The organism is Pseudomonas kielensis, from assembly GCF_014236655.1.
Classification (GTDB): domain Bacteria; phylum Pseudomonadota; class Gammaproteobacteria; order Pseudomonadales; family Pseudomonadaceae; genus Aquipseudomonas; species Aquipseudomonas kielensis.
Window position 1 is genome coordinate 1 of record NZ_JACMYG010000013.1, and the last position, 21,129, is coordinate 21,129.

The window sequence follows — 21,129 nt, forward strand, 5'->3', positions numbered from 1 at the left end:
CTTTTGCTTACTTTTGGCTGGGCCGGCATTCCGGCTCTCAAAAGTGAGCCGCTGTAAGAGCGGAACCATAGGTGGCCATTACCGCAAGAATGGATATGTACTCCGCCTAATCCAACACCCCAGAGGCCCAGAGGTGCTACGTCGCACCACAGTCGTGTAGATACCTATGCCGCGATGGGGCCAGCACCGCCAACATTTATCGACCTGACACATCGCCATCCCGGGTAAACCCGGTCCCACAGGCTCGCTCCCGCAATGGTTTTTGGCTGCTCGCAGATTGCGCATACCGCCACCCAACCTGCTCGCAATGGCGCTATCGGAGAGTTTTTTTGGCCAGATTGGACAGTGTCAGGGCCGGGGTCGGTTGTTAGGCTCAGTCCTCGAATTCAGCCAATAAGAATCAAAAGCAATGAAGCTGACAATTCTCCTGCTGCTGCTCTGCGGCACGGCTCCGGCGGCGTGGGGTTGGTCCAACCATACGGTGGGCAGCTACCTGGCGTTGCAGGCGTTGCCGGCCCTGCGCGAGGCGCCCCAGGTCAGGGTCGAACCGCTGGAGCAGTTCCTCACTGAGCAATATGGCGCCATCGCCGAGTTGCTGGAGCAGCAGGAGCTATTCGCCCGTCAGCACTTTGCCCAGTACCCACCACGTCCCGACAGCCTGCAGTTGCCCGCTACGCCGGGGGACAATGTGCGCCAGGCGTTCCTCAACGCCCTGCGGGTCAATCCGCAGATCCACCTGGCCATGGTGATCCAGCCGATGCCCGGGCAGGACCAGCCCCAGCGCGCGCACCTCAAGGCCGAGCAGGTGATGGTCGAGCAGACCCTGTCACCGTGGCATCGCCAGCGCTTCATCCTGCTCGCGGACGGCGAACACGTCGCGCCCCTGGCGGTGCTGGCCAGCGCCGCCGACGAGCCGGACTACGGGCACGACATCAACCTGTTCAGCGACAACCCGGGCGAGGTGGCTGCGGTTTACGGTTTCGGCCCGCAGCCGTTCGGCGATGATCGATTCCAGTACAGCTCCCAGGCGCCGTTCCACATGGGCTTCTTCCACGAAAGCCCAGTGGTCTATGCCGCCGCCGGTTTCCTGCAGCGCAGTTGGCCGGATTGGCGCGCCTATCAGTACCTGGGTCTGGCGCGGCTGGCGTTCGCCACGGGCCACTCCTACTGGGGCTACCGTTTTCTGGGCTGGGGCTTGCACCACATTCAGGACCTGACCCAGCCCTATCACGCCAAGCCACTGCCGGGCGTCGAGCTGGCGAGCATGCTGCTGATGGAAGGCAAGGCCCTGGCCGGTTACGACGGTGACAAACACGCGGCCATCGAGCGGGTCGCCAGTCGCCACATGGAAGTGGAGAAGTATCAGGCCGCCTGGCTCTACAGCCTGTTGCACAGCGGGCAGCCCGTGCATCCGATGCTCCAGGCCTACGCCGATACCACGCAAGACACCAGCTACCCGCCGTATTCGGTGGACTACCTGCGCGACGTGGTCAGCGCCCAGTCCGCGGAGGCCGGCGCCCAGTTTGACGAGGCTATCGGCCAGTGGCTGGCGACGGCACCGGCCACCAGCAGTTTCAGTGCCGGCAATCAGCTGCAGCGCGAAGACTACGACCACCCATTACTCAACCAGCAGCTGTTCCAGTTGCTGGGGCATTTCGGTGCGCACAGCCGGATTTACGTCGGTGCCGGACTCGCGCCAGCGGTTACAGGCAACGCAGCGCGTTAACCGCTGCCCGGACACAAAAACAACAAGATCAGGGAAGGGAGGAACACCGCATGAGGATTCGATTACGCCATTCGGGCGCGGCGATATCCGGAGTAGGCCTGGCAGGGCTGCTGCAACTGTGCGCGGTCGAGGGTGTGTGGGCCGCCGAGTTCAAGGTGCTGGACAACCAGGTCACGGGCTCGTTCGACAGCACCTTGTCCTACGGTCGTTTGTGGCGGGTCCAGGGGCGTGACAAGACCAACGATGACGTCAACACCAACGATGGCAATCGCAACTTCGACACCGGGTTGGTTTCCGAGGTCTACAAAATCACCTCGGAGCTGGAAGCCAACTACCAGAACTACGGGGTGTTCATGCGCGGCACCGCGTTCTACGACACTCAGTTGATGGACAAGCGCAACGATTACTACCACAACAACAGCCCCTCGCAACCGAGCCAGAGTTACCCCAACGACGACCATTTCACCGACCAGACCCGCGACATCGCCGGCAGCCGGATCGAGATGCTCGACGCCTACGTCTACGGCAACTGGGACGTGGCGCAGATGCCGGTGACCGCACGCCTGGGCCGCCAGGTATTCAACTGGGGCGAAGGCATTTTCTATCGCGGCGGGATCAACACCACCAACCCGGTGGACGCGGCCAAGTACCGCCTGCCGGGTGCCGAGGTCAAGGAAGTGCTGATGCCGGTGGAAGCGGTCAGCTTCAACATCGGCCTGAGCGACAACCTGACCATGGAAAGCTTCTACCAGACCAACTGGAAAGAAACCCGCATTGATCCGGTCGGCACCTTCTACTCCCAGGGCGACCTGTTCGCCGACGGCGGCAACACCGGCTACAACAACTTCACGGGCACCGCCCTCGACACTCCGGTGCCGGGCTTTGGCAACGTGATCGGCCTGTACGAAGCACTGGGCAACAACCCGGCGCTCAACCAGATCCTGGGCAGCACAGGCCTGTACGCCAATGGCGTGACCCCGGCCTACGGCAACACCCTCAAGGTGGCGTCCATCGGCAAGGACATCAACGCGCGTAACGACGGCCAGTTCGGCTTCGCCTTCCGCTACATCGCCGAAGAGCTCAACAGCACCGAGTTCGGCCTGTACATGGTCAACTACCACGCCAAGGAGCCGACCATCGCCGCCAATCTGGGTGGCTACAAGGGCATCGACATGGACGCCCTGACCAACCTGTTGAGCGGCCTGGCCGGTAGCCAGGCCGGTGCATTGGCCAATGGCCTGGCCACCGCCGACGTGATGGGCAACATCCAGGCCAATCGTCGCTACGCCGAAGACATCCGCATGTATGGCTTCAGCTTCAACACCACCTTGGGTCAGGCGTCGGTCTTCGGTGAGTTGGCCTACCGGCCGAACCTGCCGATTGGCATCGCGGCGACCAACGACCTGATCGGCGACCTGGCCAACGGCGCAGCCGCTGCGGTCACCGGCCAGTCGATCAACGTCGGCGGGCAGATGGTCACCCTCGACAGCCAGATCAACAACGCCGAGCGCGTGGAAGCGTTCAACACCTCGCTGGGCAGCATCTACAACTTCGGTCCGACCCTGTCGTTCGATTCGATGTTTGGGGTATTCGAGCTGGCCTCCGAGCACTTGCGCGGCAGCAGCCTGCAGTACACCGCCTTCGACGGCAGCAACCGCTACTACGCCGGTACCGGCAACACCTCCTATGTCTCGGGCGGTGATCGAGACGATCAGATCAATCGCGACTCCTACAGCTACACCCTGATGGTCAACGGCACCTGGAACGACGTGTACGCCGGGGTCAACGTTTCGCCGTACGCGGTCTACAAAGACGACTTCAAGGGCAACAGCTACCAGGCGGGCAACACCATCGAAGGTCGCAAGGCCTACACCCTCGGGATCAAGGCCAACTACCAGAACAAGTTGGAAGCGGAGCTGCAATACACCGAGTTCTACGGCGGTGGCCAGAACAACAGCATTCGTGACCGCGACAACGTTGGCTTCAACCTCAAGTACTTCTTGTGAGTGCCAGAGTCAGTTGAGTGCGCCCCCCGGTGGGAGCGAGCAGGCTCGCACCCACCGGGGTGTACCTTTATTTCGGAGAACATCCATGCTTGATACACCGCGACTCTTCAAGACCTCGCTGGCACTGGTCCTGAGCCTGGCAGCCGGCAGTGCGCTGGCGGCCATCTCGGCCGAACAGGCCCAGCAGCTCAAGACCACCCTTACGCCTCTGGGCGCCGAGCGGGCCGGCAACGCCACCGGCACCATTCCGGCCTGGGATGGTGGTATCACCCAGGCGCCCAAGGGGTATGTGCCGGGCAAGCATCACCTGGACCCATTCCCCGGCGACAAGCCGTTGTACACCATTACCAAGGCCAACCTGGAGCAGTACAAGGGGCAGTTGACGGCGGGTCAGATTGCGCTGTTCAACAGCTACCCCGATACCTTCCAGATGCCGATCTACCCCAGCCGTCGCTCCGGCTCGGCGCCGCAGTGGCTGTACGACAACACCCTCAAGAACGCCACCTCGGCCAAGCTGCTGGACGGTGGTAACGGCTTCAGCGATGCCTATGGCGGCGTCCCGTTCCCCGTGCCCAAGGACGGCGTCGAGGCGCTGTGGAACCACATCACCCGCTATCGCGGAATCTATGTGGTGCGGCGCGCTTCCGAAGCACCGGTGCAGCGCAACGGCAGCTTCGCCCTGGTGACCTCGCAACAGGAAGGGCTGTTCACCTACTACCGTCCGGGTGGGCAGTTCACCGACCTGAAAAACATCCTGTTCTACTACCTGGCCTTCGTGAAGAGCCCGGCGCGCCTGGCCGGTGGCGCGGCGCTGGTGCACGAGACCCTGGACCAGATCAAGGACCCGCGCCAGGCCTGGGTCTACGACGCCGGGCAACGCCGCGTGCGGCGGGCACCGAACCTGGCGTACGACACCCCGATCGCCTCTTCCGACGGCTTGCGCACGGCGGACGACACCGACCTGTTCAACGGCTCGCCAGACCGCTACGACTGGAAGCTGGTGGGCAAGAAAGAGGTCTACATCCCTTACAACAACTACAAGGTCACCAGCCCTGAAGTGAAGTACGCCGACCTGCTCACGCCAGGGCACCTGAACCCGAAATTCACCCGCTATGAGCTGCACCGGGTGTGGGTGGTGGAAGGCACGCTGAAGCCGGGCTCGCGGCACATCTACTCCAAGCGCGTGCTGTTTCTCGACGAGGACAGCTGGGGCGCGGCCGTGGTGGACCAGTACGACGGGCGAGGGGAGTTGTGGCGGGTGTCGATGGGCTACCTGAAGAACTTCTACGACCTGCCCACCACCTGGAGTGCGCTGGACGTGTTCCACGACTTGCAGGCGCGCCGTTACTACGTGCAGAACCTGGATAACGAAGAGTCGGAGACCGTGGACTTTTCCCAACCGGTGCCAGAAGACGCTTACTTCATGCCGTCGGCGTTGCGCCAGCGCGGTACGCGGTAAGGCAAAGCCGAGCTCGCTCCTGCAGAGATTTGCGCCACTGTGGGAGAAGCTCTCCAGCACCCATTCGCTCTGGGCCTGTAAGGGCGGGCGAGGCGGCCTACCGGCCGGCCTGCTTTTTTCCTGATGAATGAATTTCCCCTGTGGGAGCTAGCCTGCTAGCGATGGGGCCGGCTCATTCAACATCAATGGTGCCTGACCCACCGCCATCGCGAGCAAGCTCGCTCCCACACATGTGCTGGGTGTCTGCGAGATTTGCAGACAGCCAAAAACACTGTGCGAGCCTGCTCGCGATGCGCGTCAACGATGACGCGCAGGCCTACACCCGGAAGTGGCTGACCATCATCTGCAACTGGTTGCCCAGGCGTGCCAGTTCAATGCTCGAGGCGGCGGTTTCGTCGCTGGCGGCGGCGGTCTGTTCCGAGACGTCGCGCACGTTGACGATGCTGCGGCTGATTTCCTCGGCGACCGCGCTTTGCTGCTCGGCGGCTGCGGCGATCTGCTGGTTCATCGACTGGATGTTCGACACCGTGCGGGTGATGTTTTCCAGCGACAGCCCGGCCTTGCGGGTCAACTCGACACTGCTGTCGGTCAGGCTGCGGCTGTTGCTCATCACCGTGGCGACCTGCTGGGTGCCGTTCTGCAATGCAGCCACCAGGCCTTCGATCTCCTCGGTGGATTTTTGCGTGCGTTGCGCCAGGCCGCGCACTTCGTCGGCGACCACGGCGAACCCACGTCCGGCTTCACCGGCCCGTGCCGCTTCAATGGCGGCGTTGAGCGCCAGCAGGTTGGTCTGCTCGGCCACGGCCTTGATCACGTCCATGACGCTGCCGATCTTGTCGCTTTCCTTCTGCAGCACGCTCATGGCCTCGGTGGAACGCACCACCTCGCTGGCCAGGCGCTCGATCTGGGTGATCGCTTCGTTGACCACCCGATCGCCTTCACGGGCTTCGCCATCGGCGGCCGCGGCGGCTTGCGAGGCTTGTTCGGCGTTACGCGCGACTTCCTGCACGGTGGCCGTCATCTCGTGCATGGCGGTGGCGACCTGATCGGTCTCGACCTTCTGGCTGTTGACCCCGGCGCTGGTTTCTTCGGTCACTGCCGAAAGCTCCTCGGCGGCGCTGGCGATCTGAGTCACGCCATCGCGAATGCCGCTGATCAGGTCGCGCAGGGTCACACCCATGCGGGCGATGCCTTGCTGCAATACGCCGAGTTCGTCGCGACGGGTGACGCGGATGTCCTGGGTCAGGTCGCCACCGGCGATGCGCTCGACCACGGCCAGGGTTTCGCGCAGCGGGCGGGTGATCTGGCGGGTGATGAGCACTGCGGCAAGCACGCCGACCAGCAAGGCCAGCAAGGTGCTGATCAGTTGCAGGGTGCGGGCCTGGGCGCTTTCGATGTCGCGACGATCGAGCTGGATCTGATACAGCGCGTCGCTGCGGGTCACGATATCGCTGCCCTGGACCGTCATTTCCTGGCGTGCGGCGATGGCTTGGCTATTGGCGGCCTTGTAAGTCTGCAAGGCACTGCGGTAGCTGCTCAGCGCCCGTTCCAGCTGGCGCAGGGCGTCGCCCTGGGTGTCGGCAAAGTGACTGTTGAGGGTTTTCAGGCTGGCAATCGCGGCGTCCAGTTGCACGGCGGCCTTCTGCTCAGTGCCCGGGTTGCTGTCGGCGGTGTAGCCGCGCACTTCGTAACGGGCCAGCAGGAACTGCTCCTTGGCCTCGGTGATGGCCTGGAACTGCTCGAAACGCTGATCGCTGAGGGGCATCTGGCGCACACGGCTGTTGATGTCGTTGATCAGGTTGTTGGCGATTTCGGCGTTGTCGCCCATGGTCTGGCGCGCGCTGTTGGCAGCCAGGTAGGCACTGCGCATTTTGTTCAGCGACTGCTGGTAGGCGTCGATGACCGCGCCTTGTTCCCTGAGCAGCTTGAGGTTATCCGGGCTCTTGAACTGCGCCAGCAGGGCCTGTTGCTGGGCCTTGAAGTCATCGAGGGAGCTTTGCACGGTCTGCGCCACGCCCTCGTCACCGTTGGCCAGCATGTATTGCAGGCGGGTGATGCGCAGCTTGGTCAGGCCCGCGTTGAGGCGGGTGATGTCACTCATCCAGTTGCTGCGGTCAATCAGCCCGCCCAGGCTGGTCCAGCCCGTCAGGGCGAGCACGCAGGTAAGGGCCAGCACCAGGCCGAAACCCAGGCCCAGCTTGAGGTTGACGCTGATGTCGGCGAACCAGCTATTCATAAACAATTCCTCCAGGAACGTTGCACTACTTATCGTCATTGGGCTGGAAGATTGTTTTTGTTGGGAGCCAGCAAGGGGTGTAGTGGCCTGTATCGGCCGCGGTCGCGATAGCTGAACCGATTTTTGTCACAAGCGGATCACCGGTATTCAGCGCGTTGTCGGAGGACTTGCCTGAGATCAGGTTTTTTTCACATTCATTTCACCAACCACCCACCTGCCGGTCTTTACTGTCCGGCGATCGATACCGAGTGGGGATCCACGATGCAACTGTTCGCGCGCCAGCGATTCTATTGGATGAACCTGGGGATCCCGCTGCTCTGTGCGGCGCTGGTGTTCCTGTTGTTCGACATGACCCAGGTCGACATAGCCTTCAGCAACCTGTTGTTCGACCCGATCAGCCAGGCCTTCCCGCTTGATCACGTTCGCCTGTTCGAGCAGATCACCCACAAATGGGCGCGGATCGTGCCGAACTGGACGGCGGAAATCGCCCTGATTGGCGGGTTGTTGTCGTTGCTCTGGCCACGGATCAATAGCCAGAAGTACCCGGGCCTGGGTGGCTTTCTCGAGCGAACCAAGGTGGCGCCCGTGCTGCGCTTTACCACCGAACACCGCCGGGACTTCTGGTTCGTGGTGTTTGCCTTTGCCATCTGCACCGGGGTGATCCACTTCCTCAAGGCACACACCAGCGTGTACTGCCCGATCGAAACCACCCTCTATGGCGGCAAGCTGGCGCATATCGAGTGGTACAGCAACTTTCAACTGTTCAAGGAAGCGGGCGACGGCCGCTGCTGGCCGGGCGGCCATGCCTCCGGCGGCTTCACCATGCTGGCCCTGTACTTCGTCGCCCGGCGCCATCAGTGGCGCTTCGCCAAGGCCATCCTGTGGGGCTCGTTGTGGCTGGGCTTCATCTATGGCACCACACGGGTCCTGCAAGGCTGGCACTACATGTCCCACACCTTCTGGGCGGGAATCTTCGTCTGGCTGGCCTGCTTGCTGACGGCGCTGGCGTTCTACGGACGGGCACGGCTGGATGTGCCCGTGCTGCAGAAGGTCAACGCGCTGGGCTCCACGACGCCGATCCAGGCAGCAGGTTGAGACCAGCTCGCCAGAGAACATCCCGATCTACAAAGGCGATTGCCAGCGAAAGCGACCGTGAGATCGACTTCGCTGGTAAATGAGTACGCCGATAGTGACTACATCCAGCCAGCTATTTTGCCGATGCCACCCACTAGAAAAAGCAGGCTCACAAGCACGAATACGCTCCTGCGCAGAAGCACCAGCTTGTTTTTCAGTGACGGGGGGAAGTTATCGATATCTTGCGCGCTGAGGCGGCCGCTTTTAATGCTCTTGCCAGGGGAGGTGACGAGCGCAGCAATTTCCCCGATCAACTTCAAGTGTCCCCAGACTCCCAGTTGTCGATAGAACGCCAGCGCCTTGACCGCTGAACTGTTCTTCAGGTGCTCCAGCATCACATCCATCTTGGTGTAGGCCAGGTAGAGCGCGACGGCGATCCAGATGAATATCAGTATGAGAACGGCTCCGCCGAGAGAACCCAGGGCAAATTCGGCTTTGCTCATTCGACTTCATAGCCGCCGTCGGCGGTGGTCTTGGCCCCGACAGTGATGTGATAGCGCTTCATGCGACATGCGTCCTTGTTGGCTCGAAAGGACGCACGCTAGATAGCGGGGCAAAGGAAGATAAATCGGGCGTTTCTTTGGTTGTTGTAGGTTCTTTCTCTAAGTGATCGGCCGTCTTTCAAAAACGCTGCCTTTGGCGCAAATGCCGAAAGGTCCACGGTGCCTGATCGCTGGCGACCAGGCACCGTGGGGGCTGATCTAGGCGTCGGGTGTTGATGCTGACGCCAGGTTATCCAGAGTCTCTGCCGCCAGCGTGGTGAGTATCAGGCGCGAGGCAAAGCCTGGGCTTAGGTGCACGGTGTTGTTCGCGATGCGTTTGTGCCGGGCCTGGCCCTCGGGTTCGCCGCTGTTGGGGTTGACGTCGAAGCGCGGGAAGTTGCTGCTGGCGATGTCCAGGCGCAAGCGATGGCCGCGCTTGAACAGGTTGCAGGTGGCAAACGGCTCGATCACCACCTTGACCCGTTGCCCCGGCGTGAGCAGCGTCGGGTGTTCCCACGAGTCACGGTAGCGGCAGCGGCGAATGCCGTCGGTGAGGTTCATGGCGTAGCCTTCGGGGTAGTCGGCACTCGGCGGGTAGACATCCACCAGCTTGGCGGTGAAGTCGGTGTCCGGGGCGTCGCTGTCGATCCACAACTCAATCTGCAGGGGGCCTGCGACGATCAAGTCCTCGGCCAATGGCTCGGTCTCGAAGCTCAACACATCCGCACGCTCGGTCAGCGGCTGATGGTTGCCGTGGGTGCCGAAGAAGTCCGGGCGCTCACGCTGATCGAAGGCGCCACCGACAAACACCGGTGCCCCGGACGTGAGGGCGCCGCCGAGGGTCGGGACCGGGTGATCGGGATCGGCGCGATAGCTCAGGCTGGCGTCGGACGCGGTGGGCGCGTGCGGGCTCAGGCGCTGGTGGTGATCCAGGTACAGGTTCAGCGTCTGGCTGCCCGGCAGGGGCCATTGCGTGCTTTCAAGCCAGCGACCGCCGTGTTGCAGGCGTCCGTGGGCGTCCGGGGTGCCGGCGCCGCCGCCCATCAGGAACACGCGCACCGAGGCATTGTCCGGGGGCGCTGCTGGCGAATCGTTGAGCGAGCGCTCGAACCAGTCCAGCCGGCACGCCAGCCAGTTCTCGGCCACGTGCCCATCAAAGGCGGCCTGCGGACCGAACTCGACATCGCCGCTGTGGGTGATGTTGCGATCGCCGTGCAGCCAGGGGCCCATGATCAAATGCTGCGGCGCGCGGTTGTGGCGCTTGAACGCGGTGTAGTTGGCCAGCGTCGAGCTGACATAGGCGTCGTACCAACTGGACATGAACAACACCGGAATGTCCGGTAACGCCTCGTAGTGACCTTCGGCGTAGATCCCGGGCTTTTGCCAGTACGGGCCGAAGCTGCCCTGGGCCCATTGCTCCAGCAGATAGGCTTCGTATTCGGGGACATGGCGAATCGGCGATTGCCCCGGTTGCCACGGCATGCGGGCGAACCATTGGTGGATGTCTTCCTGTTCCAGCGCCTCGCGGATCAGCGGGTCGGCCAACGCGGCGGGGCTTTCCTTGGCCTGGCGAAACGCCCAGGTCGCCTGCTTGAGTTCGAACGCGCCGCCCTGGCGAATACCGCACTGGAAGGCGTTGGCGAAACCGCCGGAGTCCAGCGCCATGCTGACCAGCCCCGGTGGGTGCAGGCAGGCCATTGCCAGTTGGGTATGGGCGGCATAGGACAGGCCCATGCTGCCGATCCGGCCGTTGCACCAGGGCTGCTGGACGATCCAGGCCAGGGTGTCGAAACCGTCCTCGCCCTCGGCGGTGTACTTGGTGAACAGCCCTTCGGAGGCGTAGCGCCCACGGCAGTCCTGGAAGATCGCGACGAAGCCTTTGGCGGTAAACCGCTCGGCCATTTGCTCGCGGCTGATGTGTTGGCCGTCGAGCTGTTTCTCCGAACGCGAGGGTTTGCTCTTGTCGTAGGGCGTGCGTTCGATGACCACTGCAAACGGCCCTGGCAGGTCAGCCGGCAGATAGATGTCGGTGGCCAGGCGCACGCCGTCGCGCATCGGGATCATTTGGTTGCGCAGTATCTGCATGGCGGGTAGGGAAGCGATCGTCATAAAAAACCTTGTGCTAATCGGCGCCCACCCCAAGGGGCGTGGGCGCCGCGGAACTCAGTAGCCGGTGGACACCGCAATCGCCAGCAAGACCATCGCCAGCACGGTGTAGATCAGGAACAGCGGCAAGATGTAGCGCGCCCATTGGCCCCAGCCGACCTGCGCGGTGGCCAGCAATACCAGCAGGCCGCTGGAGGTCGGCGTGATCATGTTGGTCAAGCCGTTACCCAGCAGGAATGCATAGACCGTGGTCTGCGGGCTGACGCCCGAGAGCTGGCCGAGCGGGCCGAAGATCGGCATGGTCACCGCCGCTTGTCCCGAGGTGGAGGGAATCAGCACATCCAGGCCCAACTGCGAGAAGAACATGGCATAGGCCGAGACGACCGGGCCGTGATCGCTGACCACGCTGGCCAGGCCATTGACGATGGTGTCGAGCACCTGGCCGGTACTGAGGATGATTTCCACGGCCGTGGCCAGGCCGATCAACACCCCGGCGATCAGCACTTTTTTCATGCCATCGACGAACGCACTGGCGGCGACGCTGGCGCCCAGGCCGGCGATGACGGCGAAGGCCACGCTGAGCAGCAGGTAGAACGCCGACAGTTCGTGGTACTTCCAGCCAAAGCGGTTGGAGGCATACACCATGAAACCGACACCCAACCCCAGCACCAGCAGGTTGAGCAAGTGGCGCAACGGCAGCGGCTTGTGTTCGAAGGTGATTTTGACGCTCGCGTCGTAGCCGTGCCTACGGATGCTCCAGAGCACAAACGCGATGCCTACCGCCAGGAACAGCGCGTAGGCGGCAATGCGCATGCTCATGCCGCTGAAGATTGGCAGGCCGACCATCGGTTGCGCCACGGACAGCGCCACCGGGTTGGTGATGGACGCCAGGTAGCCGATCTTCACCGAGATGCAGACGATGGCCAGGCCAATCAGGTTCGACAGCCCCAGGCGGTTGGCCATGGCGACCATCAAGGGCACGATCAGGATGAACTCCTTGGCCAGGCCCATGAAGGTACTGCCGGCGGAGAACACCAGCATCAACATCGGCACCAGCACGTAGATGTTGCCGCGGGTCATGCCGAGCAAGCGCTCCAGGCCGGCGTCGATCACCCCGGCCTTGTTCAGTACGCCGAACATGCCGCCGATGAACAGCACCATGAAAATCAGCGCGGCGCGTTTTTCGATGCCCTGGGGGATGGCCATGAAGCCTTCGATCAGTGACACCGGGCGGGCGATCGGGTCTTTGGCGGTGCGCGGTTCGGCGTTGAACAACTGGCTCAACGAGTGATCTTTTTCCAGGACCTGGTACGAGCCGGGTACGACCAGGCCGTTGGCACGCTGGAACTTGCCGGAGTTGACCGCATAGGTGAACGCGACGGCGAGCAACACGATGCTGAGCAGGATAATCGCCGGGTTGATCTGCTTGCGCTGGCGCACTTGCGCCGGCTGCGTGGGCGCTGAATCGGCGCCCGGCGGGGAGAGGGTAATCGGTGGTGGTTGCATTGAGGCGTGCCCTCGGGAAGTTATTGTTGTGGGTGTCGGCGCGTGGACGGGGCAGACACTAGGGCAAACCTTTGAGGGCGACAACGTTATGCGTGGGGCGGGTTGGGCTATGCGTTTTGTACCCAATTACCGCTGGTTCGGGCGATGGTGCGATGTGCTGGCGTGGCGTGGGTGGCGAGCACATTCGCTCGCCACAGCGACTAAATCGAGGTCGTGAGCGAGGCGTTCAAGCGCTGCTTGAGGTGTTCGGCAAAGGTACTGACCATCAGCGAGCGCGGCTCGTCACGACGGAATGCCAGCCCGAACGCGTAGGGCAGCGCGGGGCGGAAGGGACGGGTGACAATCGGCAAATGGGCGAAGTGGCTGGCCAGCAGTCCGTTGACAATCGACACCCCCAGGCCTTCGGCGACAAAGGCGCAGGCCGCGCCCACCGAGTGCACTTCGATGCGCACTTGTGGCGTCAGGTGGGCGGCGCGGAACACTTGATTGAGCTCGGCGCGCAGCGCCCGCTGGCGCCCCAGCAGCACCAACGGCACGTCATGCAGCAGGCGTACGTCGATTTCGGCGTGGCGACTCAGCGGGTGGTTGGCCGGCATCACGCACACGCCTTCGGTCTGCAGCACCGACTCGATCTCGAAGTCTGGCAGCTCGGTGGGCAGGCGCACAAACCCCAGGTCGGCGGAGCGGTCCAGCACCGCGCGCTCGATCATGTCGTAGGAGCCGGTGAGCAACTCGATTACCACGTCTTGGTGATCATTGAGAAACTCGGCGACGATCCTGGGCAGCAGTTCGGAAGCCATGCTGGTGGGCACGCCGATCTTGAGCAGGCGCTTGCGTGAGCGCCCGATGCGCAACTCGTCGGCCAGGCGCTGGATGCGCTGCATGCCATCGACCAGGCCGGCGACTTCGGCCAACAGTTCCTCGGCTTCGGGCGTGGCCATCAGGCGGCCCTTCTTGCGCAGGAACAGGGCGAAGCCCAGGGCCTCTTCCAGTTGGGTGAGCAGGCGGCTGACCGCTGACTGCGACAGGCCCATGCGGGTGGCGGCACCGATGGTCGAACCGGTGGACATGATGGCTTTGAAGGCTTCGAGTTGCTTGAGGTTCACACGACGATTCCCATGGTTTTCCAGGTGCGCGACGCCCCGTCTGACGAACTTACGCATAGCCTGATGCGCTTCTCGCATAACGTTGTGGGCGTGCCGACGAGCCGCTAGTGTCCGCCCCAACGCGCCGCCGAGTCCAGCGTGGCGCCACTCACTGAATCAGGCAGACCCCACTTAGGGAGCGTTGCCACTGCCCATAAAATCGACAAGACGGCAATGAGGAAACAACCATGCGTGAGCTGTTCACGAGAAGCGGCATCGTGTCCGCAGGCTTGCTGGCGACGGTATCGCCAGCACTGATGGCCCAGGGTTTCATCGAGGATGCAAAAGGCAAGCTGACCTTGCGCAATTACTACTTCAACGATGACTACCGCGATGGCGGCAACGACCGTCGGGAGTGGGCCCAGGGCTTCTTGCTCAACCTGCAGTCGGGCTACACCGAAGGCACCGTCGGCTTTGGCCTCGACGCCCTGGCACTGGCCGGGCTCAAGCTCGATTCCAGCCCGACCCATGCCGGCACCGGCTTGTTGCCGGTACACGATGACGGCCATGCGGCCGATGAATTTTCCAGCCTGGGCCTCACCGCCAAGATGCGCCTCGGCGATGCCGTGGTGAAAAGCGGCACGCTGTTGCCCAAGATCCCGGTGCTGGTCGCCAACGACGGGCGCCTGTTGCCGCAAACCTTCCAGGGCACCCAGGTCGAGTACAACGGCATCCGCAACCTGTACCTGCACACCGGTCACCTGGACAAGTTCAAACAGCGAAATTCCACCGACAGCGTCGATATTTATCCCCAGGGCTACAGCGGCAAGGGCACCGACTTCGACTTCGCCGGCGCCACCTATGCCTTCACCCCCACGCTCAGCGGCACTTGGTACTACGGGGAAATGCGCGAGTTCTATCGTCAGCAGTTCCTCGGGCTGGTGCACAAGCAGCCGGTGGGCAGCGGCACCTTGACCAGTGACCTGCGTTATTTCATCAGCAACGATGCCGGCGAGGCCCGCAACGGTGCGGTGGACGCCGACATGTTCAGTGGCTTGTTCACCTACAAGTTGGGTGCTGGCGCCTTGGGCGTGGGCTACCAGAAAGTCAGCGGCTCCACCGCGCTGCCCTACACCAGCGTGTCCACCGTCTACTCATTCAGCAACGCCGGGGTGGGCAAGTTCATCCAGGCCGGCGAGCAGACCTGGATGGTGCGTTACGACTATGACCTGGTGGCCCTGTTGCCGGGCCTGACGTTCATGACCCGCTACTACAAGGGTGAGAACGGTGAACTCAAAGGCCGCGAGGTCCGAGAGTGGGAGTCCGACACCAACCTGCGCTACGTGATTCAGGACGGCGCGCTCAAGGGCGTGGGCATGGAGTACCGCAAGGCAACGTACCGCTCGACCTACGCCAGCGACCGCGACAACAACCGCCTGTACCTGACCTATGAGCTGGCGCTTTGGTAGAGGTGCGTTGATCGCTGTTGTGGCGAGCTACGGTACTGGCATCACAGCGTGACGAAGTAATAGAGCTGGCTCCCCACCGACATGCGCTTGAGCACCTGCAACGGCGGCGGGGGCGGCGTGGCCCTGGCGATCAGCGCGACGTTACCCGGTGACGCGCCGAGGAAGGCCATCAACTCGGCTTCGGTTTTCAGGTCCTTGAGCAGGCTCTGGATGTAGAACACCGTCGCCCCGGCGGTGCGTTCGTTGGCCTGGTACAGGGCCACGATCTGCCCGTTGGCTTGCAGCGTCTGGATCTGCTCGGTCAGCGGCAGGAACGACAGCTTGCGATCAGCCCTCGGCGCGGCCCAGTGCGCGGCGCCCAGGTAGACGGCGATCAGCACACCGAGGATGCCCACCGCGATCCGCTGGCGATGACGGGCGATCATGCCCAGCAAGCCGGTGGCCGTGGTGCGCTGGCGCAAGCGCTCCAGCAGTACGAAGGCGTATTCGGCGGCGATCACCGCAGCGGCGGGGGTCAGGGACATCAGGTACACCGTGCGTTTGCTGGAGGCCAGGGTCAGCATCAGGAACTGGGCCAGCAGCCACACCGTGAAGAACAGAAGGTAGCGATTGTTCGCCAGGCTTTTGCGAAAGTGCCACAGCCCCAGGTAGACCAGGATGTTCCACGGCAGGAAGGCTTCTGGCAGTTTGCCCAGGTAGTAGTAGAACGGCTCGTAGTGGCCGGCTTCGACAAACGAGCCGTCAAAGCGCCCGACGCTGTTGGTCAGCAGGATCTCGGTCAGGGCCGGTGCGCCGCCGCGCTGGTAGAGCATGTAGAGCCAGATCACCAGCGGAAGCAGACCGCATGCGGTCATCAGTGCCGGGCGAACCCAGCGCGCCAGGGTGAAGCGCTTGTCGATCAGGCTCTCGGCCACCAGGAAGGTAAAGATCACCACCCCCGGCATGGCCAGGCCGAGCACACCCTTGCTCAGCGTGGCGATGGCGATCCCGAGCGCGAACATGCTCCAGCTGGCCTTGGCGCTCTGCTGCGCGGCCTGCTGTTTGTGGGCCTGATAGAAGGCCAGCAGCGCCAGGCTGACCCCCAGGCTCAGCAGCGCATCTTCACCGACGCCGCGCACATTGCCCCAGTAGCTGCCCATGGTGGCCAGCATGATCCCGGCGCTGAAGGCGATCGCCTTGGGTCGGCCGAAGCGGCGCAACGCCCCATACAGCAGCATCACGCTGCACAAACCGGCAAAGGCCGACGCCAGGCGCACCGCCCAGGGGGTGCCGCCGAATGCGCGAATCGCCGCGGCATCGAGCCACAGGCTCAGGGGTGGTTTTTCCAGAAAGGGTTGGTCGAGCAGGCGTGGGGTCACCCAGTCATTGTCCAGGTGCATCTGCATCGCAATGCCCGCGACCCGGGCTTCGGTGGAGCCTTGCAATTGGTGGTTGCCCAGGGCGAAGAAAAACAGCAGGGCGGCGAGCAGGAATAGCAACGGAGCAGGGCGCGTCATGTGCTTTGGGCCACCGAAGGAGAGGACGGGGAGGAGGGCGGCAAAGTATAGGGCGGCGAATCTGAACAATCAGTGAACGGCGTGTGACAGATGGCGCATTGCAGGGCGATTGAGCCGATGTGCGGATTGGCTGGCTATAACGGTCGAGAATACTTGACGCAGGCTTTTCTATTTTCGGGTAATGGCATGCGAGGGTAGCATCAAGCCACTTCGTAGCGGACTGCCCCCTCAAGTCGCAGACCGCCGACCCTATTAGAAAAAGAAAATCCTGAAGGAGCCTGTATGTCCATGTCCAGCCCCGCGACGCGAGCGGATTTTGAGTACCTTGACCGTCTTGATGCCTTGGGCGCCTCGCGTGAGCGTTTCGATTTGCCGGAGGGCGAGATCTACCTCGACGGCAATTCGCTGGGCGCCATGCCGGCCCACATTCCCGCGCGAATCGAGAAAGTCCTCAAGCAGGAATGGGCCCAGGGCCTGATTCGTTCCTGGAACGATGCCGAGTGGTACCCGGCCCCGCAGCGCACTGGCGCGAAGATCGCGGCGTTGATTGGCGCCCAGGGACACGAGGTGATCGTTGCCGACTCCACCTCGATCAACCTGTTCAAAGTGCTGGTGGCGGCGACGCGCCTGCGCCCTGGGCGCAGCGTGATCCTGGCGGAGAAGGGCAACTTCCCCACCGACGTGTACATCGCCGATGGCGTGGCCGAACTGACCGGCAGCCAGCTGCGCTGCGTCGAACCGGACGAGATCCTCGACGCCCTGGATGAAGACGTGGCGATTGTGTCCCTGACCCACGTCAACTTCAAATCCGGCAAGCGCTACGATATGGCGCGCATTACCGAGCGGGCCCATGCGGTTGGCGCGCTGGTGGTCTGGGACCTGTGCCACTCGGCCGGTGCCATGCCGATTGCACTCAATGGGGTGAACGCCGACTTCGCCGTGGGCTGTGGCTACAAGTACCTCAATGGCGGGCCTGGTGCGCCGGCCTTTGTGTTTGTTGCCGAGCGCCACATCCCGCACATTCGCCAGCCGCTCACCGGCTGGCACGGGCACGCCAAGCCGTTCGATTTCGACCATCACTTTCGCCCCCACCCGACCATCGACCGGATGCTCACCGGCACCGCGCCCCAGCTCGGCGTGCTGGCGCTGGAGGCGGCCCTGGAGGTGTTCGACGGCGTCGACCTGAACCTGTTGCGCGAGAAGAGCGTGGCCCTGGGCGATCTGTTCATCCGCCTGTGCGACGAGCAACTGGCCGACCTGGGCATCGACTTGCGCTCACCGCGCAACGGCGAAGAGCGCGGCAGCCAGGTGTCGCTGGCGCATGAGCAAGCCTACGCGGTGATGCAGGCGCTGATCGCCCGGGGCATCGTCGGCGACTTCCGTGCGCCGGACATCCTGCGCTTCGGGTTTGCCCCGCTGTACATCCGCTATGTCGACGTCTGGGACAGCGTGGTCGCCCTGCGCGCCATCCTCGAGCAAAAAGAATGGGATCGCCCGGAGTTCCTGGCCCGCAAGTCAGTGACCTGAGTTCCTCCCACCGATTCGGAGTAAACGTGCAATGACAAAAACAACCAGCACCTTCGAACACTTGATAGACCGCGAAAAAGGCTTGAAGCAGAGCCTGACCAGCGGCCAGTTGTCGATGATCGCCATTGGTGGCGCCATCGGCACCGGCCTGTTCCTGGGCAGCGGTTTTGCCATCGGCTTTGCCGGCCCCAGCGTCCTGGTCAGTTATGGCATCGGTGCCTTGATCGCCCTGTTGCTGATGGGCTGTCTGGCGGAGATGACTGTGCGCCACCCGACCTCGGGGTCGTTCGGTTCTTTTGCCGAGTTCTACGTGGCGCCCTGGTTTGGCTTCGCGATCCGCTACGCCTACTGGTCCTCGATCGTGTTTGCGGTCGGGACCGAGATCACGGCGGCGGCGATGTACATGAAGTACTGGTACCCGGACGTACCGGGTGGCTACTGGATGGTCGCGTTCTCCATGGCGCTGATTGTCGCCAACGCCTTCAGCGTCAAGGTGTTTGGTGCCATTGAGTACCTGTTCTCGCTGATCAAACTCTGCGCGATTGTGGTGTTCATCCTGCTGGGCGCCTATGTGGTGTACGGCGCCCCGGCCGACTCCTCGATCGGCTTTGCCAACTACAGCAACGACCGGGGCTTTTTCCCCAACGGCTGGTGGGGCACCTGGGTGGCGGTGATCGTCGCGTTCTTCAGCTACCTGAGTATCGAGATGATCGCGGTGGCGGCCGGTGAGGCCAAGGACCCGCAGCGCGCGGTGACCCGTGCGTTCCGGATTACCGTGGTGCGCCTGGTGGTGTTCTACCTGCTGACCATCGCCCTGGTCCTGGCGATTGTGCCCTGGGGCCAGAACAGCGGTGGCCAGAGCCCGTTCGTCACGGTGATGGAAGCCACTGGCGTGCCTTACGCCGGCGCGGTGTTCAACGCGGTGATTCTGATTGCCGCCCTGTCGGCCATGAACAGTCAGCTGTACATCACCACACGCTTGATGTTCAGCCTGTCGCGGGCCGGCCAGGCACCGGCGGTGTTCGGTCGCCTCAACAGCAAAGGGGTACCGTTGTCAGCGCTGCTGCTGTCGTCGGTGGGGATTGGTCTGGCGACGCTGTTGTACCTGGCGTACCCGGAAAAAGCCTTCACCCTGATGATGTCGATTGCCATGTTCGGTGCGATGTTCACCTGGGCCGGGATCTTCCTCACGCACCTGTTCTTCCGCCGCCGCCAGGCCGGTCAACCCCTGGCCTTCAAGCTCTGGGGGTACCCATGGACCAGCCTGGGCGGGTTGCTGCTGATGCTGGCGGTGATGGTCACCACGCTGTTCACCGAAGAGTTTGCCCCCACCTTGCTGTGTGGCATTCCGTTCCTGGCGGTGATCCTGTTGATCTACTTCCTGCGCTTCCGGCAGAAGGCCGCCGTCTCGACAGACGCACCCAAGCCCTTGCCACTGCAACGTTGAGTGGCGCTGCCTGACCAGGGACGGTCCGGCGTTTTCTGAATCCGAAAACATGAGGGCCAGGCACAGCCCTTGTGGGAGCGGCCCACCTTTCACACGGGATTGTCATGAATCACGCCAGAACCACCGTTCTGTTGTTGGCCAGCGCCTGCGCGGTGACTTCGTTCGCCGCCGAGCCTGCGCGCGGTTTTATCGCCGATAGCAGCGCGCAATTGCTGCTGCGCAACTCCTACTTCAACCGCAGCAAGGAAGACGGCCGCCGCGATGCCCGCGACTGGACGCAAGGCGTGCTGGGCCAGTTCAACTCCGGGTTCACCGAGGGCACGCTTGGGGTCGGCATGGATGCCTTCGCTTACCTTGGCTTGAAGCTCGATGCCCCGGCGGACAAGTCCGGCACGGGCAACCTGCCGGTACACGATGACGGCGAACCGGCCGACAGCTACGGCAAGGGCGGTGCCGCGCTGAAGCTGCGGCTGTCCGACAGCGTGCTCAAGTACGGTGAACAGCGTCCGGAAACCCCGGTGTTCGGCGTCAGTCACTTTCGCATCGTGCCGCAGACCGCCACGGGGCTGTCGCTGGTCAGCCGTGAAGTGGAGGCGCTTGAGGTTCAGGCCGGGCACTTCACCTCCGGCACCAGCCCGGTGACCACCAACGGCGATGGCGACCTGTGGGCGGTGATGGCCGGGGTTCCCACGGCGACGGCGGACTACCTGGGCGGCACCTACCAACTGTCGCCGGGGGTGAGCGCCACGCTGTACGGCTCGCGCTTCGAGGACATCTGGAACCAGTACTACGCCAATCTCGACGCGCGCATTGACCTCGACCCGCACAACCAGCTCGGCCTGGGGCTGACGGCCTACCGCACGCTGGACGAGGGGCAAGCCAAGGCTGGCGAGATCAATAACACCAGCCTGGGGCTGTCGACGTTCTGGCGCAGCGGTGGCCATCGCTGGTTGCTGGGGCTGCAGAAGATCGACGGCGATACCCCCTTCGATTACCTCGGTGTCGGCGACAAGAACCGCCACGGCCGCAACGGCAACGACCAGGGCGCCTCGATCCTGTTGCCCAACGCCGCGCAGTTCTCTGACTTCAACGGCCCGCAGGAGCGTTCCTGGCAACTGCGTTACGACCTCGCGCTGGCCACTTACGGTGTGCCCGGCCTGAGCTTCATGAGCCGCTTTGTGCGCGGCTGGGGCATCGATGGCAGCCACATCGCCGCCAGCAGTCCCTATGCCGGGCGGTATGGCGACGACGGCGAGCACCACGAAATCAACCTGGAACTGCGCTACGTGGTCCAGTCCGGCCCGGCCAAGGGCTTGAGTGTGCGTGCCCGACAGGCCTGGCACCGAGCCGATCGCGACCAGGGCTCGGGCGACCTGGATGACTTTCGCCTGATCACCGATTACCCGATCGACATTTTGTAGACCCCCTGCACTGCCCACCCGGGCACTAC

14 protein-coding genes and 1 pseudogene are annotated in these 21,129 nt (G+C 63.2%); 8 read left to right on the forward strand and 7 right to left on the reverse strand.

Annotation, left to right across the window (positions count from 1 at the left end):
- The first annotated feature begins 409 nt into the window (after positions 1 to 409).
- The 3 genes from H7995_RS14305 to H7995_RS14315 all read left to right on the forward strand — a co-directional run bounded on the left by H7995_RS14305 (position 410) and on the right by H7995_RS14315 (position 5,191).
- Complete coding sequence (locus tag H7995_RS14305; protein WP_166590365.1) at positions 410 to 1,726, forward strand: phospholipase C/P1 nuclease family protein; 1,317 nt, start codon at positions 410 to 412, stop codon at positions 1,724 to 1,726.
- 50 nt (positions 1,727 to 1,776) lie between these two features.
- Positions 1,777 to 3,732: a DUF1302 domain-containing protein gene (locus H7995_RS14310; RefSeq protein ID WP_166590366.1), complete on the forward strand. Its 1,956-nt coding sequence runs from the start codon at positions 1,777 to 1,779 to the stop codon at positions 3,730 to 3,732.
- An 85-nt stretch (positions 3,733 to 3,817) separates the two neighbouring features.
- Positions 3,818 to 5,191: a DUF1329 domain-containing protein gene (locus tag H7995_RS14315; RefSeq protein WP_166590367.1), complete on the forward strand. Its 1,374-nt coding sequence runs from the start codon at positions 3,818 to 3,820 to the stop codon at positions 5,189 to 5,191.
- 316 nt (positions 5,192 to 5,507) lie between these two features.
- On the opposite strand, the gene H7995_RS28845 is transcribed toward H7995_RS14315, so the two are convergent.
- Both H7995_RS28845 and H7995_RS28850 read right to left on the reverse strand, forming a co-directional pair.
- The gene (locus tag H7995_RS28845; protein WP_371927841.1) at positions 5,508 to 6,371 is read right to left on the reverse strand and encodes a methyl-accepting chemotaxis protein; all 864 of its coding nucleotides are present in this window, start codon (positions 6,369 to 6,371) and stop codon (positions 5,508 to 5,510) included.
- Positions 6,372 to 6,413: 42 nt separating this feature from the next.
- A pseudogene (locus tag H7995_RS28850) lies at positions 6,414 to 7,466 on the reverse strand (methyl-accepting chemotaxis protein); the annotation flags it as partial.
- Between the two features lie 222 nt (positions 7,467 to 7,688).
- Between H7995_RS28850 and H7995_RS14325 the strand changes: the two are divergent.
- The gene (locus tag H7995_RS14325; RefSeq protein WP_185818519.1) at positions 7,689 to 8,522 is read left to right on the forward strand and encodes a phosphatase PAP2 family protein; all 834 of its coding nucleotides are present in this window, start codon (positions 7,689 to 7,691) and stop codon (positions 8,520 to 8,522) included.
- Positions 8,523 to 8,620: 98 nt separating this feature from the next.
- Here H7995_RS14325 and H7995_RS14330 read toward each other — a convergent pair whose 3' ends face one another.
- The 4 genes from H7995_RS14330 to H7995_RS14345 all read right to left on the reverse strand — a co-directional run bounded on the left by H7995_RS14330 (position 8,621) and on the right by H7995_RS14345 (position 13,761).
- Positions 8,621 to 9,004, reverse strand: a complete 384-nt coding sequence (locus H7995_RS14330; protein ID WP_166590370.1) for a hypothetical protein — start codon at positions 9,002 to 9,004, stop codon at positions 8,621 to 8,623.
- A 258-nt stretch (positions 9,005 to 9,262) separates the two neighbouring features.
- Entirely contained in the window at positions 9,263 to 11,128 is a 1,866-nt protein-coding gene (locus tag H7995_RS14335) for a CocE/NonD family hydrolase (protein ID WP_182344662.1), read from the reverse strand.
- Positions 11,129 to 11,206: 78 nt separating this feature from the next.
- Positions 11,207 to 12,655, reverse strand: a complete 1,449-nt coding sequence (locus tag H7995_RS14340) for a YfcC family protein (RefSeq protein WP_178117388.1) — start codon at positions 12,653 to 12,655, stop codon at positions 11,207 to 11,209.
- A gap of 200 nt (positions 12,656 to 12,855) precedes the next feature.
- A complete protein-coding gene (locus H7995_RS14345; RefSeq protein ID WP_166590406.1) occupies positions 12,856 to 13,761 on the reverse strand; it encodes a LysR substrate-binding domain-containing protein in 906 nt (301 codons plus the stop codon).
- A 227-nt stretch (positions 13,762 to 13,988) separates the two neighbouring features.
- On the opposite strand from H7995_RS14345, the gene H7995_RS14350 reads away from it, so the two are divergent.
- Entirely contained in the window at positions 13,989 to 15,209 is a 1,221-nt protein-coding gene (locus tag H7995_RS14350; protein WP_185818520.1) for an OprD family porin, read from the forward strand.
- 41 nt (positions 15,210 to 15,250) lie between these two features.
- On the opposite strand, the gene H7995_RS14355 is transcribed toward H7995_RS14350, so the two are convergent.
- The gene (locus H7995_RS14355; protein ID WP_182343414.1) at positions 15,251 to 16,705 is read right to left on the reverse strand and encodes an ArnT family glycosyltransferase; all 1,455 of its coding nucleotides are present in this window, start codon (positions 16,703 to 16,705) and stop codon (positions 15,251 to 15,253) included.
- 282 nt (positions 16,706 to 16,987) lie between these two features.
- On the opposite strand from H7995_RS14355, the gene kynU reads away from it, so the two are divergent.
- The 3 genes from kynU (at position 16,988) to H7995_RS14370 (ending at position 21,100) form a co-directional block, all read left to right on the forward strand.
- Entirely contained in the window at positions 16,988 to 18,232 is a 1,245-nt protein-coding gene (gene kynU, locus H7995_RS14360) for a kynureninase (protein WP_185818521.1), read from the forward strand.
- Between the two features lie 31 nt (positions 18,233 to 18,263).
- Complete coding sequence (locus H7995_RS14365) at positions 18,264 to 19,679, forward strand: amino acid permease (protein ID WP_166590374.1); 1,416 nt, start codon at positions 18,264 to 18,266, stop codon at positions 19,677 to 19,679.
- A 104-nt stretch (positions 19,680 to 19,783) separates the two neighbouring features.
- A complete protein-coding gene (locus H7995_RS14370; protein WP_185818522.1) occupies positions 19,784 to 21,100 on the forward strand; it encodes an OprD family porin in 1,317 nt (438 codons plus the stop codon).
- The last annotated feature ends 29 nt before the right edge of the window (positions 21,101 to 21,129 follow it).

Excerpts from the sequence above, each read along its gene's own strand:
- H7995_RS14335 (WP_182344662.1), bottom strand. The coding sequence starts at position 11,128 with ATGCAGATACTGCGCAACCAAATGATCCCGATGCGCGACGGCGTGCGC.
- H7995_RS14315 (WP_166590367.1), top strand. The coding sequence starts at position 3,818 with ATGCTTGATACACCGCGACTCTTCAAGACCTCGCTGGCACTGGTCCTG.
- H7995_RS14355 (WP_182343414.1), bottom strand. The coding sequence starts at position 16,705 with ATGACGCGCCCTGCTCCGTTGCTATTCCTGCTCGCCGCCCTGCTGTTT.
- kynU (WP_185818521.1), top strand. The coding sequence starts at position 16,988 with ATGTCCATGTCCAGCCCCGCGACGCGAGCGGATTTTGAGTACCTTGAC.
- H7995_RS14340 (WP_178117388.1), bottom strand. The coding sequence starts at position 12,655 with ATGCAACCACCACCGATTACCCTCTCCCCGCCGGGCGCCGATTCAGCG.
- H7995_RS14350 (WP_185818520.1), top strand. The coding sequence starts at position 13,989 with ATGCGTGAGCTGTTCACGAGAAGCGGCATCGTGTCCGCAGGCTTGCTG.
- H7995_RS28845 (WP_371927841.1), bottom strand. The coding sequence starts at position 6,371 with ATGGGTGTGACCCTGCGCGACCTGATCAGCGGCATTCGCGATGGCGTG.
- H7995_RS14310 (WP_166590366.1), top strand. The coding sequence starts at position 1,777 with ATGAGGATTCGATTACGCCATTCGGGCGCGGCGATATCCGGAGTAGGC.
- H7995_RS14330 (WP_166590370.1), bottom strand. The coding sequence starts at position 9,004 with ATGAGCAAAGCCGAATTTGCCCTGGGTTCTCTCGGCGGAGCCGTTCTC.
- H7995_RS14365 (WP_166590374.1), top strand. The coding sequence starts at position 18,264 with ATGACAAAAACAACCAGCACCTTCGAACACTTGATAGACCGCGAAAAA.
- H7995_RS14305 (WP_166590365.1), top strand. The coding sequence starts at position 410 with ATGAAGCTGACAATTCTCCTGCTGCTGCTCTGCGGCACGGCTCCGGCG.
- H7995_RS14325 (WP_185818519.1), top strand. The coding sequence starts at position 7,689 with ATGCAACTGTTCGCGCGCCAGCGATTCTATTGGATGAACCTGGGGATC.
- H7995_RS14370 (WP_185818522.1), top strand. The coding sequence starts at position 19,784 with ATGAATCACGCCAGAACCACCGTTCTGTTGTTGGCCAGCGCCTGCGCG.